The sequence below is a fragment of the Paraburkholderia sp. J63 genome, assembly GCF_905220245.1.
In the GTDB taxonomy this organism is placed as follows: Bacteria; Pseudomonadota; Gammaproteobacteria; order Burkholderiales; family Burkholderiaceae; genus Paraburkholderia.
The window spans coordinates 1-487 of sequence record NZ_CAJMZF010000176.1 but is presented as its reverse complement, the minus strand read 5'-3'; the positions used below and the strand labels follow the sequence as shown (position 1 = coordinate 487).

The 487-nt window shown below is 57.1% G+C and carries 1 pseudogene; it reads right to left on the bottom strand.

The annotated features are described in order from the left end of the window. Positions 1 to 151 precede the first annotated feature (151 nt). Positions 152 to 487: pseudogene (locus U5775_RS39040) on the bottom strand (hypothetical protein); the annotation flags it as partial.

The window sequence follows — 487 nt, the reverse complement described above, 5'->3', positions numbered from 1 at the left end:
TCTTCGCCTGACAGCGCGCGCAACTATCCGGTCAGAGGTAAGACCTGAAAGGCCATCGAAACGAGTGCTCCGGAGATTGCCTTGATTGTCTTATGCCACCTCGTCCGAACGAAGTCATCTTTTCGAATGGGATGGTTCTTCGACGTTTTCGCTATTGCCTCGGGGCCGATGCCCAGCCGCTTGCCGGGTTGGACTCTATCGAGGACGGCGCATCAACAAATTCTACGGACTTCAGGATCGCCCTGATTTTCCACAACTCGTTGTGCCTGCCCGGATCGGCAAGCCATTGAACGGGCGATTTCCCGCAAAGGGCATGCGCCCGGTGAATTAGACAGAAATAGAACATACGCGCACGGTGTTTTTCGTCGCCCGTGGTGGCGTCAACCGTAAGGCCCGTTCCTGTCCAGTTGCTGCCCCTGAACTGGACCGTCTGCGGGTGAGCACGTTGATCGAAGGGGGTCAACTCCGGCTCATCAGGACCAGGCCA